This is a genomic window from Kitasatospora sp. NPDC001132, from assembly GCF_053598415.1.
This window is the reverse complement of sequence record NZ_JBSFKF010000025.1, coordinates 1-12,336: the sequence shown is the minus strand read 5'-3', so window position 1 is coordinate 12,336 and position 12,336 is coordinate 1. Positions and strand designations below refer to the sequence as shown.

Here is a 12,336-nt window from a genome sequence, read left to right as displayed (position 1 = left end):
AGCGCGAGGTACGGTGCCGACACTCTGGCGGGCCGTAAGGTCCGGACCTATTGTCAGCGGACATGACATGTCTACGCCGCGCCGCGGGACTGGCCGCCGCGCTCACCGGAACGCTCGCCGCCCTGCCGGCCCCGGCCGCCGCCCAGGCCGCACCGGCCGGCTGCCGCACCTCGGCCACGATGGCGTTGGACGCCGAGCAGGCCCGCCTCCAGGACGCCCGTACGGCCGGTTTCACCGAGCGCTCCGGGCTGGGAGAACTGCTCGGGGCCTTCCCCTCCGCCCTGTGCGCCGCCCGCGACGCCCGGCAGGCCGAGCGGGTGGTCACCACCTGGGGCCGGACGCTCTGGCAGGCCGGACTGGACCGCGCCCAGGGCCGGCGGCCCAGCGGCGAACTGCCCGCCAGGGACGACCGCCCGCTGTACTGGACCAGGCTCGCGATGACCGTCCGGCTCGCGCGGTGGCAGCCCCGGTTCGACGTCGACCACGCCGCGCTGCGGTCCCGCTTCGAGGACGCCTCGCGCGGCCTCGACGACGGTTTCGACTCCGCCTCCGGCGTCCGTCGGATCTTCGTCAGCGGCTTCGACCCGTTCGGCCTGGACGCCGAGCCGCGCCGCGCCAACCCCTCCGGCTCGGCCGTCCTGCAGCTGCACGGGCAGCGGATCGCCCTCGCCGACGGCAGCACCGCCGAGGTCCGGGCGGTCGTGCTCCCCGTGCGCTACCGGGACTTCGACGAGGGCATCGTCGAGCGCGCCTTCACCCCGCACCTGCGGCCGGGCCGACAGTCCGCCGACCTGATCACCAGCATCAGCCAGGGCTACCCGGGCAAGTTCACCCTGGAGGAGTGGGCCGGGCGCGCCCGCTCCGCCGACCCGGCCACCGACAACGTGGCCGCGCTCTCCGGTGGCACCACCCGGCACCCGGTGGACGCCCCCGGCCTGACCGCCGGGCCGCAGTTCGTCCGCACCACCCTGCCGACCGACGCCATGAGGGCCGTCCAGCAGCCCTTCCCGGTGCTGCTCGACACCTTCGTCACCGAGATCCCGGCGGGTGCCACCGACCCCGTCTTCCGGCCGGACGGGCCCACCCCCGGCTCCCGCGCGGTCTCCGGTGGCGGCGGCGGGTACCTGTCCAACGAGGTCGCCTACCGCTCCAACCGGCTGCGCACGTTCCTCGCCCCGGGACTGCCAGGCGGGCATCTGCACACCCCGGTCCTGACCGGCCTGCCGGCCGACCCGAGCCTGCTCACCGCACCGGAGTTCGAGCAGAACGAGGCCGCGATCGGCGACGAGGTGCGGGCGATCCTGAGCACCGCCCGACTCTGACGGCGCCTCCGGGGCGGGCGGTGGGAACCGGCCCGCCCCGGACGCCCGTTCAGGCCGGGCCGGCGAAGCGGGTGCCCGCCGCACGGGCGCGCGAATCGGCGATCTCGGCGTAGGCGGCGTCGTGCCCCGCCCAGTGCGAGCCCTCGACGGACTTGCCGCGCTCCAGGTCCTTGTACACCAGGAAGAAGTGGGTGATCTCCAGCAGGTCGAACTCCCGGACGTCCCCGATGTCCCGCAGGTCGGCGTAGCGCGGGTCGTGGGCCGGGACGCAGAGCACCTTCTGGTCCGGGCCGCGCTCGTCGCGCATCACCCACATGCCCACCGCCCGGCAGGTCCGCAGGCAGCCGGGGACGGCCGGCTCGCCGCCGAGCACCAGGGCGTCCAGCGGCTCGCCGTCGCCGCCGAGGGTGCCCTCGACGTAGCCGAAGTCGGCGGGGTAGGCGGTGGCCGTGAAGAGCATGCGGTCCAGGCGGATCCGGCCCGCCACGAAGTCCATCACGTACTTGTTCTGCGACCCCTGAGGGATCTCGATCATGACCTCGAACTCCACGTCGAACGCCACCGCGGCCTCCTCCTCGGTTCCTGGGGGAATTGTCGGCCGTCCGGACGGCCACCGAAAGCACCCCCGCCGTTCAACCCGCCCCACTACCGTCCGGCGCATGGGGAACTGGCGGGTCACGGTCCTGGATCGCCGTCGCCGCGCGGGCGGACGCCCGCAGGGCCTTCCGGACGGGCCGCTGGCCCGCCGGGACGGAACGGAGCTGCACGTCCGGGACGGCGGGCTCGTCCGCGTCGACGCCACCGGCGGGGAACGCTGGCGGCGGCCCTGCCCGGGCCGTCCGAACGCGGCGCACCTCTCGGCCGGCCGGGCGCTGGTCACCACCGACTCCTTCACCCGCACCGCGCCGGGCCCGGCCCTGCTGCTGGACCTCGCCGACGGCGCCACCCTCGCGGAGCTGCGCGGCGAGCGCGGCGCGGCCCTCGGCGGCGGCCGCTTCCTGCTCGGGTCGGCGGGCCAAGGCGCCTTCGGCACCCGGGCGTACGACCGGGACGGCACCCTGGTCGACTCCTGGCTCAGCTATGGCCACTACGTGGTCGGCGGCGCCCTGCGGGTGGTCGAGACGGACCGTCGCCACCCGACCGGAAGCCGGGTGGTCCGGCTGCTGCCCGGCGGCCGGATCGAGCACGGCCCGCTGCTGGCCGACCCGCAGGCCCCGGCGCCGCTGGTACTGCCGGACGGCACCCTGCTGGTGCTGGACGCGGGGGTGCTGCGCGCGGTCGGCCGGGACCTGGACGACGCCGTACTGGCCGAGCTGCTCCCCCTCGCCCCGGAGGACCGGCCGCGCCACACCGGCTCGCTGCACCGCACCGCCGACGGCCTCGCCGTCACGCTGGTCGAGCGCCACCCGACCCGGATGGGCGCCTACACCACCCACGCGTGGACCCTCGACCTGCACGCAGGCTAGCCTCCAGATCTCGATTGTGCGGCGGAACTGACGGCCCGACATCCCTTCGTCCACGATTCCTCTACGGTGACGCCTGCAACAACCGTCACCATGCAAGAGGGGGCACGCCCATGTCCCGGAGCCGGAAGCTCCACCGCCTCAGCAACCCCGACGTCGACGAACGCCGCGCCCAGCGCGCGCTGTTCCGTCACCTCCGCGACGACACCAACGCCAACCGCGGCCGGATGGCCAAGCGCGTCCGCGAGCTCCAGCTGCTGCTGGCGATGGACCCGGTCGAGTTCGAGGGCCTCATCGCCCGGCTGATGGAGGCGATGGGCATGAAGGTCGAGCTCACCGCCCGGTCGCGGGACGGCGGGGTGGACGTCCGCGGCGTCGACCCGGACCCGTTCCGCGGCGGCAACGTCATCGTGCAGGTGAAGCGGTACCGGGACACGGTGGCGCCGTCCGCGGTGCGGGACCTGTACGGCACGCTGCGGCACGACCGGGACGCGACCAAGGCCGTCCTGGTCACCACCAGCAAGTTCGGCCCCAGCTCGCACCAGTTCGTCGCGGGCAAGCCGGTCAGCCTGATCAACGGCGCCGAGCTGGTCGGGCTGCTCAAGCACCACGGCTTCCACGAGGTGTTCGCGGCCGTCCAGGACGGGGACTCCCCCGAGGCCGACGCCCTGGACGGGCTGCCCGCCATCGAGGTGGCCGCCGAGCCCTCACGGCTGCTGCTGCACTGGACCGGGGAGGAGGAGTACGACATCGCCGCCCTGGTCTGCACGGGCAACGTGGCGCTCTCCGACGACCACCTGGTGTTCTACAACAACGCCTCGACGCCGGACGGTTCGGTGCGGTTGGTGACTGGCTACGGCGACGCGAACGCCTGCCTGATGGTCGACTTCGACGCGCTGCCCGCCGAGGTCGACCGGCTGGTCGTGATCGCCGCCGCCGACACCGAGAACCACCCCGGGGCCACCATGGGCGGGTTCGCCGGGCCGGCGCTGATCCTGGAGGCCGGCTCCGGGCAGGACGCGGCCGTGGTGCACCTGGCGGACGGCGCGGAGACCAACACCGCGATGCGGCTCGGCCGGTTCGACCGCGAGCCCTCCGGGGACTGGGAGTTCACTCCGGCGCTCGCCGGGTACCCGGGCGGGCTGCGCCAGGCCGTGACCGCCTACGGGCTGGAGGTCGTGGACGCGTGACGGGGCGGGGCGCCCGGTCGTCGACCGGGCGCCTCGCCCCGCGAACCCGACGCTTCACGCGTCTCGGCCATTGCGCCTCAGCGCTTGGCTCGTCTCGGCACTTCGCGGACCTCAGTGCACGACCGGCAGTTCCAGCACCGACCCCCGGTCCCCGCCCCAGCCGATCCGGTAGTCCGCCCGCCCGTCGGCCGGCAGCAGCTGGAAGGAGTCCGGGTTGGCGGCGGCGACGGTGAGCCTGATCCGCTCGCCGGCGCGGAACAGCACCGAGACGGGCTGGAGGTCGATGGTGACGCGCTGGGCGCTCCCCCGCGGGAAGTCCTCGGCGTCCTCGGCCGCGTAGCTGCGCGGCGTGCGCAGCCGGCGCCAGTCCGGGTTGTCCGACCGGTCGGCCACCGCCCTGTCCGCCATGGCGAGTTGACCTTCCGTCAGGTACGTGACCCGGCCGTCCGGAGCGATGTCCTCCAGGTAGACGTGCAGGGCGCCGCGTGCCGAGCCCGCCAGTCCGGTGACATCGAGGGTGACCTTGCCGTTGCCGGTGACCCTGGTGTCGGCGGTCAGCGGCGCCGTGGTGTAGCCGAGCAGCTTGGCGTCGACGGCGGCACGGTCGGGGTAACTGACCTCGTCACCGCTGAGGTTGGTGTTCCAGCGGTCCAACGGGCCGGTGCCGGCGGTCGGGTCGAGGTGCAGCGGGTCTGAGCCGTGGCGGTGGTCGTCGGCCCGGCCGGCGAGCGTGCCGCCCGCGCCGAGGTGGAACCGCTGGGTGCGGGTGCCAGGCACCGGCCAGCGGGTGGTGGTGCGCCAGACGCCCTCGTTGAAGGTGTAGTAGTGCACCTGTCGGCGGCCGTCGGGGCGGGCGTCGCCGCGCACGTAGCGGTCGAAGAAGTCGAACACGCGCCGGTCGTTCTCGTCGTGTTCCCGCTCGGTGAGCGGGCGGGCGGGCTGGAACGGGTCGGCGAGCCACCCGGCACCGTGGTTCCACGGGCCGAGCCAGACGTCCTGCGTGTTGGACAGACCGGTGAACTGGGAGAGCGTCCCGTTGGCGGTGCCGGCGTCGAGCCAGCCGGCCCGGGTCAGGACGGGCACCCGGCCGGCCTCGATCGCGTCGGTCCGTTCGCCGACGCTGCCGACCGTCCAGCTCTTCGGTCCGTCCCGGTAGTCGCGGTGGACGCCGGTGTGCGCCATCTCGACGAGGTTGGCGTTGTCCGCGTGCTCGGCGCGGGCGGCGGCGAGCAAGGCCGGCCCGTCGGGGCCGTCGACCGGCCGGGGCTGGAGCCCGGTGAGGCCGACGTCGGCGCAGAGCTTCCGGGTCCGCTCGTCGGTCTCGCAGGTGGTGCCGCCGGCCTGGTCGAGGACGCGCAGCAGCAGCGCGTACTGGGCGATGCGCGGTTCGATGAGCACACCGCCGGGGCGGACCAGGTCCTCGTACGGGTCGAAGTCGTAGGAGATCGGGGCGGCGGCGGTGATGTGGTGGTTGCCGAGGGCGGTGGCGAGCATCGCGGTGTCGCCGCCGTAGGAGATGCCGGTGGTGCCGACCCGGCCGTTGGACCAGGGCTGGGCGGCGATCCAGTCGCTGAGCGGGCCGCTGTCGGCGGTCAGGTCGGCGCCGAGTTCGGAGGTGAGGGTGCCGAAGGAGGCCCCGGTGCCGCGCAGGTCGGCGGTCACGAAGGCGTAGCCGCGGGCGGTCCACCGCCGCGCCTCGCCGCTGACGCCGTCGGTCTGGCCGGCCCGGACCCTCGCCCGCCAGTAGCGGTTGGTGACCAGCACGGTGGGCAGTCGGGCGCCGGCCCGGGTGCCCTCGGGGAGGTGGACGTCGACGGCGAGACGGACCCCGTCCGGCATCGCCACGTAGAGCGACCGCCGCGATGGTTCGGCGGAACCGGCGGGCGCGGCGGCGGCCGCCGGGGCGACCGAGAGTCCGAGCACGGCGGCGGCCGTGAGCAGCGCCGCCAGCGGGCGGCGCGGCAGTCCCCGCCTCATCGGACGGTCGCCTTCCAGCGGCCTTCCTCCGGGCGTGCCTCGCGGTCCGTGCCGGGCCAGGGCGGCATGGTGACGGCGGTGATCCGCAGCGGCCCGTCGGAGTCCTCGTCCGCCCGGAACTGGAACGCGGTGCCCAGCGGAATCGACACCGCCGTTCCGGGCGCGAGCCGTACGGTCTCCTCGCGGCCGCCCTGGCGGCGCCACAGCTCGCCGCTGCCCGCGGTGACCTGCCACAGCTCCTGCACGGTGGCGTGCGACACCGCGTGGGTCACCTGCCCGGGGGTGAGCGTGAAGACCGCGAGGCTCCCGGATCCCTCCAGCACCAGCAGCGGGCGCACCTCGGCCCCGTCCGGGGCGGTCACCACCTCGGCGTCCCCCACGTCCGCGGTGCCGAAGGGCTGGTGCCCTGTGTGATGTCCCATGTGACGACCTGGCCTCTCATCCGAGTGAGTAGCGTGGTCTCGTCCCCCACCGTCGATGGGATCACGGGCCCCCGGCCGTCCGCCAGGGCGGGGCTACCCTGAGACGACCCCGATCCGGCCCCGGCCCTCCCCGGACTCCTGGCCTCCTCCCGCGGTCGGATCGGCTCCGAAGTCGCGCACGGCCTCGGTGACGATCGCCTCCAGGCGGGCGTGATGGGCGCCGCGCCAGTAGGCCTGTCCGCAGTCGGCGCACTGGGCGAAGGCGTCGTAGGAGCGCTCGGTGCCGTCCCGCAGTTGCTCGCGCACCGAGGTCTTGGTGGCCGGGTGCAGCGTGCCGTTGCAGGCGGTGCAGCGGCTCCAGGGGGCGAGCGGCGGCGCGAAGCGGGAGAGCACGTCGCGCAGTTGCTCGACGGGGCGGTGGCTGTACACGTAGGCGCCGGCCCACAGTTCGCGGCGGCGCAGCAGGCCGCGGTCGCGGGAGAGCATGATCCGCTGCTCGGCGGCCGAGCGGGCGGCCAGGGCGGCGTCGCCGATGTCGGGGTTCTCGTACGCGGCGTCCACGCCGAGCAGGCGCAGCCGGCGGGTGAGGGTGCCGAGGTGGACGTCCAGCAGGAAGCGCGCCGGGGCGGGCGAGCGCTGCGGCCTGGTGACGGCCCGGACGGAGATCTCCTCGCCGTCGGCCGGCACGTGGGTGTCGGGCACGGCCCGGCCGTCCACCAGCAGGGCGCCGACCTCGGTGAGCGGGACGCCCAGGGACTCGACGACGTGGCCGAGGGTGGAGGTGCCGTCGGTGCGCAGCGCGGTGCTGCCGGCCCGCCGGGGCGCGGAGACGAAGAGGTGCAGTTCGGGGGCGAAGTCGAGGCTGATCTGGGGTCGGTCCACGCGGCCAGCATGCCAGCGGGCGGCGGGCCGGGGCCACCGGGTTTGCGGCTCGCCGTCGGACCGGCCGTCCCGGGCGCACGGCGGCCGTCCGAGCCCAGGCGGCCGCGGACGCGGGCGAGATCGGACGGCCGACGGCACGGGCGGGCTCGGGCGGCCGCCGACGCGCCCGGGCGCGGGCGGGCTCGGGCGGCCGACGGCACGGGCGGGCTCAGGCGGCTGGCGACGCGCGGGCTCAGGCGGCCGCCGCGACCACCGTCGACGGGGACACCGGGTGACCGCGGTCGCGCGCCGCCCAGCGGGCGACCGGCCCCATCGCGTACCCCGCCGCGAGGAACGCCCCGCCCAGGACCAGCCAGCCGACCAGACCCCCGTCCAGCAGCAGTGTGGTGAGCAGCAGCGGTCCGAGGGTGCGGGCGACGGCGACGCCGGTGCCGAAGAAGCCCTGGTACTGGCCGACCCGCCCGGGCGGGGCGAGGTCGAAGGCGATCTGCCAGCTGCCGGCCGACTGCCGCATCTCCCCGGCCACCTGGAGGACGGAGGCCGCGACCAGCAGTGCGCCGACCGCCCAGACCGGCACGTCCAGCGCGGACAGTCCGAAGACCGCGCAGGATGCGAGCAGCAGCAGCCCGGCGGAGCGGACGGCCCGGGCGGCCGGGGCCAGTCCGGTGACGCCGCGTGCCGCCCGGACCTGGAAGGCCAGCACCGCGAGGGTGTTGAGCACGAACAGCGCCGAGCCGAGCCAGCCGAGCCCGGGGGCGCGCGCGGCGATCCAGAGCGGGATGATCAGGCTGAGCAGCGGCATCCGCAGCAGCAGGACGGCGTTGACGGCCGTGACGGCGGCGTACCGGCGGTCGCGCAGTACGGCGAGGCGCGGCCCGGCGTCCGAGGACCCTGCCGCGGGCGGGGCTTCGGGCAGCCGCCGCAGGAACAGCGCGGCGAGCAGGAAGCCGAGCGCGGTGACGGCGAAGGCGGTCAGGTACGCGGCGCGGGTGCCCAGGCCGAGCGCGATGCCGCCGATCGCCGCGCCGACGGCCAGTCCGCCGTTGAGGGTGGACTGCATGTGGGCGAGCAGCGCGGTCCGCTGCGCGGGCGGCACCAGCGCGGCGACCAGTGCCTGCCGGGCGGCGGTCAGGCCGGACTGCGCGGTGGCGTAGAGGCAGACCGCGACCAGGAACAGCGGGTAGGAGCGGATCACCAGGAAGGCGGTGACCACGGCCGCCGTGCCCAGCGCGAGCGCCACCGAGGTGCGGCGCGGGCCGCGCCGGTCGGCGAGGTGCCCGAGCGGGACGCCGGCCACGGAGCCGAGCGCCCAGGCGAGGGTGAGGCCGATTCCGAGGGCGGTCGGCGACATCCCGACCACCCTGGTGAAGTAGAGCGCGGAGCAGGTGTAGTAGGCGCCGTCGCCCACGGCGGCGGCCAACTGGGCGGCCGCGAGGGTCCGCTGGGGCCCGGCGGGCGGCAGGGCGCCGCGGCGGGCGGCTCGTTCGGTCGGCATGCCTCTCCTTCGCTCGTGCGCGTTCTGGTGCGTAGGCGCGGTCACCCACACGCGTCCACCTGTGTAAACGACTTCACGGACCGTCACCCCTACCCGCGACCGCCGGATGGGCGGCGCACGGAGCGGCTCTTCGCGACCGCGGCTCTGGCGCCCCCTCACCCTAGGAGAGAACCGGCCCAGTGGACCGGTCCAGTGATCAAGGAATTTCCTGGGCCAATCCGCCATGCCGCCGCACCGTCGACCGACCCGTGAACCCGCGTGCGAGGGGCTCCAGTTGGCGCCTCCGAGTTCTTCGGAGCGGTCCCGCCCCGGCCGCGCCCGCGCCGGTGAAGCGCCGTCCGTACCCGCTCCGAATCCGGCTCCGCCGAGCGCTGCAAAACCGCGATCGGACAGACCAGGGGCCAACTTTGACCGTGTTGACCCGTCAGTAGCGCCCTTTTATGCTCAACGGCGTTCGCGATCCGGCACCGGGCCGGGGCCGCCCGGCCCGCCCGCTCCATCGCCGTCTCCGGTTCGAAGGGTGGCCTCCCCATCAGCACCTCCATCGCGCCCTCGGACTCCACCGACCGACCCGACGGCCCCGGGCACCCGCACACCCACCCCGCCGACGCTCCGTACGCCCCGGCGTCGGACGGCGGCACCCGCCGACGGCGTTTCCTCACCTACCTGCTGGCCGCCCCCACCCTCACCGTCGCCGCCGGCCTCGGCCTCGACACCGCCGCGCCCGCCACCGCGGAGGCCGCCGCCCCGACGCCCGTCCAGCCCGCCGCCGCAGCCGCCGCGCCGGCCCGCGAGACGGCCCTCCCCCAGCAGCTGATCGGGCTGCCCGGCATCCCGGACATCGTCGACCTCGGCGACGCGATGGTCATCGCCGGGCTGCCGACCGCCCACCTGCTGGTTCTCGAGGTCACGGCCGACGGCCGCGCCGCACTCCACCTGCCCCGGCTGGAGGTCGGCCAGGGCCTCACCACCGCGATCGCCATGATCGTCGCGGAGGAGCTCGACGCCCGGCTCTCCGACGTCGACGTCCCGCTCTCCGACGCCCGCCCCGAACTGCTCTTCAACCAGCTGACCGGCGGCTCCAACTCGATCCGCTCGCTGTACGACCCGGTGCGCGCCGCGGCTGCCGCCGCCCGGGCCCGGCTGGTGACCGCCGCCGCCAAGCGCTGGAACGTTCCCGCGGCCACCCTGCGCACCGCCGACTCCGCCGTCCTCGCCCCCGACGGCCGCCGCCTCGGCTACGGCGACCTCGCCGCCGAGGCGGCCCGCGTCGCCGTGCCCGCCGTCCCGGCCGTCCCCAAGACCGCCGACCAGCTGCGCCTGGTGGGCAGGCCGACCGGCCGGATCGACGCCCGCGACATCGTCACCGGCCGGGCCCAGTACACCGGGGACCTCCAGGTCCCGGGCGCCGTTCCCACCGTGGTCGCCCGCCCCACCACCGTGGGCGGCACCCTCAAGTCCCTGGACGCCTCCGCCGCCCGCGCCATGCCCGGCGTCCTCGGCGTGGTGCGGATCCCGACCGGCGTCGCCGTCCTCGCCGAGACCTTCGACCAGGCGCTCAAGGCCCGCGACGCGCTGGTCACCACCTGGAACCCGGGCCCGGTCGCCGGCCTGTCCGACGCCGACGTACGGTCCAAACTGCGGGCCGCCCACCTGCCGTCCCTCCCGCCGCCGCTGCTCTCCCACCGGGTCGAGGGCGAGTTCGACTTCGCCTTCGTCAATCACGCCCCGATGGAGGTGCTCACCGCCGTCGCCGACGTCCGGCCGAACCGCGCCGAACTGTGGTTCGCCGCGCAGAGCCCGATCCTCGCCCAGGGCACCATCGCCAGGGAACTCGGCCTGCCGGAGAACGCCGTCACCGTCCACGTGGTGCGCGGCGGCGGTTCGTTCGGCCGCCGGCTGTTCTTCGACGCCGCCCTGGAGGCCGCCCAGGTCTCCAAGGCTGCCGGCCGCCCGGTCAAGCTGATGTGGACCCGCAACGACGACATGCGCCACGGCCGGGTGCGCCCCGCCAGCCACCACGTCATCCGGGCCACCTACGGCCTCGGCCAGGTGTTCAGCTGGGAGCACCGCGTGGCCGGCGTCCGGACCGACCTCGGGCACGGCCTCGGTGAGATGCTCACCGCCGCCGGCTACAACCTCCCGCTGGCCGGGCTCACCGCCTCCGAACTCTTCTTCCTGCTCACCGAGAAGATCCCGTACGACGTCGGCGTCCCCACCCAGCTGCTCGCCGAGCTGCCGCTGGAACTGCACACCGGCAGCTGGCGCTCGGTCTACTCGGGCACCGTCCGGGTCTCCGACGAGATCATGATGGACGAACTCGCCCGCGCGATGGGCCAGGACGAACTCTCCTTCCGCCGCGACCGGATGCGCAGCGCCGCCGGACGGGCCGTGCTGGACGAGCTCGCCAGGCGCGGCAACTGGGGCCGCCCGATGCCCCCCGGCCAGGCCCAGGGCATCGGCTACCACGACGAGCACAGCGCCTGCGTCGCCTACCTGGTCGAGCTGGACGCCACCGCCCGCGCCAACCCGCGGGTCACCAAGGCCGTCGTCGTCGCCGACGTCGGCCGGGTGATCAACCCCAGGGGCCTGGAGGCCCAGCTGACCGGCGCGCTCGTCGACGGCATCTCGGTGATCCTCCAGGCCGGCAACCACCTGGACAACGGCGCCTTCCGGGAGGGCAGTTACGGCGACTTCCACTACGCCCGGCAGCGGCACACCCCGCCGGTGGTCGAGATCCACCTGATGCCGCCGAGCGGACAGCCCGGCGGCGCGGGCGAACTCGGCGTCCCGGCCGCCTCCGCCGCCGTCGCCAACGCCTACGCCCGGGCGACCGGCACCAGTCCGCGCTCCTTCCCGATCAACTTCTGACCACCGGCTCCTGATCACCAGCTGAGGAATCCCGACTCCCCATGCCCACCCACACCTTCGTCCTCAACGGGAAGCCCGTCACCGTCGAGGCCCCGGACGACATGCCGCTGCTCTGGGTCCTGCGCGACAAGCTCGGCGTCACCGGCCCCAAGTACGGCTGCGGGGTGGGCGTCTGCCGCGCCTGCACCAGCCACCTGGACGGCCAGGAGTTCCAGCCCTGCACCCGGTCCGTCAAGGACTGCGAGGGCCACACCGTCACCACCATCGAGGGACTGGCCGACGGCGAGGTGCTGCACCCCGTCCAGGAGGCCTGGCTCGCCTGCGACGTCGCCCAGTGCGGCTTCTGCCAGCCGGGCCAGATCATGACCGCCGTCGCCCTGCTGCGCCGCACCCCGAACCCGACGGACGCGGACATCGACCAGATCCAGAACATCTGCCGCTGCGGCACCTATCCGCGCATCCGCGAGGCGATCAAGCAGGCCGCCGCCCGACAGGGCGCCAAGCCCTGAGCGGACGGCGAGCCCTGGCGCGGCGCGAGCAGTTCGGCGCCCTGGCCACACCGGTCCGCACCACCTAGGCTGGCCCGGGGATCCAGTCGCCGAGCCACGCGAGGATGACACATGATCAGGCGCCGTTCACTGCTCGCCCTCGCCGGCCTGGGCGGGGCCGCGACCCTGCTGCCCGCCGGGCCCGCCCAGGCCGCCCCGGCCGCCC

The 12,336-nt window shown here is 75.0% G+C and carries 10 protein-coding genes; 5 read left to right on the top strand and 5 right to left on the bottom strand.

Annotated elements, in window-relative coordinates:
* The first annotated feature begins 62 nt into the window (after positions 1 to 62).
* A complete protein-coding gene (locus tag ACWDBE_RS27725) occupies positions 63 to 1,322 on the top strand; it encodes a pyroglutamyl peptidase (protein ID WP_449809407.1) in 1,260 nt (419 codons plus the stop codon).
* 49 nt (positions 1,323 to 1,371) lie between these two features.
* Here the strand turns inward: ACWDBE_RS27725 and ACWDBE_RS27720 are convergent, their stop codons facing one another.
* Positions 1,372 to 1,872, bottom strand: coding sequence for an inorganic diphosphatase (locus ACWDBE_RS27720; protein WP_449809450.1), 501 nt, complete (start codon positions 1,870 to 1,872; stop codon positions 1,372 to 1,374).
* A 109-nt stretch (positions 1,873 to 1,981) separates the two neighbouring features.
* On the opposite strand from ACWDBE_RS27720, the gene ACWDBE_RS27715 reads away from it, so the two are divergent.
* Complete coding sequence (locus ACWDBE_RS27715; RefSeq protein WP_449790625.1) at positions 1,982 to 2,788, top strand: hypothetical protein; 807 nt, start codon at positions 1,982 to 1,984, stop codon at positions 2,786 to 2,788.
* 110 nt (positions 2,789 to 2,898) lie between these two features.
* A complete protein-coding gene (locus tag ACWDBE_RS27710; RefSeq protein ID WP_449790624.1) occupies positions 2,899 to 3,975 on the top strand; it encodes a restriction endonuclease in 1,077 nt (358 codons plus the stop codon).
* Positions 3,976 to 4,086: 111 nt separating this feature from the next.
* On the opposite strand, the gene ACWDBE_RS27705 is transcribed toward ACWDBE_RS27710, so the two are convergent.
* The 4 genes from ACWDBE_RS27705 to ACWDBE_RS27690 form a co-directional block, all read right to left on the bottom strand.
* Entirely contained in the window at positions 4,087 to 5,952 is a 1,866-nt protein-coding gene (locus ACWDBE_RS27705) for a CocE/NonD family hydrolase (protein ID WP_449809406.1), read from the bottom strand.
* Positions 5,949 to 6,374: a cupin domain-containing protein gene (locus tag ACWDBE_RS27700; RefSeq protein ID WP_449809405.1), complete on the bottom strand. Its 426-nt coding sequence runs from the start codon at positions 6,372 to 6,374 to the stop codon at positions 5,949 to 5,951. The genes ACWDBE_RS27705 and ACWDBE_RS27700 overlap by 4 nt, the downstream gene beginning before the upstream one ends.
* Positions 6,375 to 6,467: 93 nt before the next feature.
* Entirely contained in the window at positions 6,468 to 7,256 is a 789-nt protein-coding gene (locus tag ACWDBE_RS27695; protein ID WP_449790621.1) for a Mut7-C RNAse domain-containing protein, read from the bottom strand.
* A 232-nt stretch (positions 7,257 to 7,488) separates the two neighbouring features.
* Positions 7,489 to 8,751: an MFS transporter gene (locus ACWDBE_RS27690; protein ID WP_449809404.1), complete on the bottom strand. Its 1,263-nt coding sequence runs from the start codon at positions 8,749 to 8,751 to the stop codon at positions 7,489 to 7,491.
* 861 nt (positions 8,752 to 9,612) lie between these two features.
* Here ACWDBE_RS27690 and ACWDBE_RS27685 point away from each other — a divergent pair.
* Complete coding sequence (locus ACWDBE_RS27685; protein WP_449809403.1) at positions 9,613 to 11,622, top strand: molybdopterin cofactor-binding domain-containing protein; 2,010 nt, start codon at positions 9,613 to 9,615, stop codon at positions 11,620 to 11,622.
* 41 nt (positions 11,623 to 11,663) lie between these two features.
* Positions 11,664 to 12,131, top strand: coding sequence for a (2Fe-2S)-binding protein (locus ACWDBE_RS27680; protein WP_392923516.1), 468 nt, complete (start codon positions 11,664 to 11,666; stop codon positions 12,129 to 12,131).
* Positions 12,132 to 12,336 lie beyond the last annotated feature (205 nt).

What these genes read in the sequence shown, in the direction of transcription:
- ACWDBE_RS27725 (WP_449809407.1), top strand. Translation starts at nt 63, where the DNA reads ATGACATGTCTACGCCGCGCCGCGGGACTGGCCGCCGCGCTCACCGGA.
- ACWDBE_RS27715 (WP_449790625.1), top strand. Translation starts at nt 1,982, where the DNA reads ATGGGGAACTGGCGGGTCACGGTCCTGGATCGCCGTCGCCGCGCGGGC.
- ACWDBE_RS27710 (WP_449790624.1), top strand. Translation starts at nt 2,899, where the DNA reads ATGTCCCGGAGCCGGAAGCTCCACCGCCTCAGCAACCCCGACGTCGAC.
- ACWDBE_RS27705 (WP_449809406.1), bottom strand. Translation starts at nt 5,952, where the DNA reads ATGAGGCGGGGACTGCCGCGCCGCCCGCTGGCGGCGCTGCTCACGGCC.
- ACWDBE_RS27700 (WP_449809405.1), bottom strand. Translation starts at nt 6,374, where the DNA reads ATGGGACATCACACAGGGCACCAGCCCTTCGGCACCGCGGACGTGGGG.
- ACWDBE_RS27690 (WP_449809404.1), bottom strand. Translation starts at nt 8,751, where the DNA reads ATGCCGACCGAACGAGCCGCCCGCCGCGGCGCCCTGCCGCCCGCCGGG.
- ACWDBE_RS27685 (WP_449809403.1), top strand. Translation starts at nt 9,613, where the DNA reads ATGGTCATCGCCGGGCTGCCGACCGCCCACCTGCTGGTTCTCGAGGTC.
- ACWDBE_RS27680 (WP_392923516.1), top strand. Translation starts at nt 11,664, where the DNA reads ATGCCCACCCACACCTTCGTCCTCAACGGGAAGCCCGTCACCGTCGAG.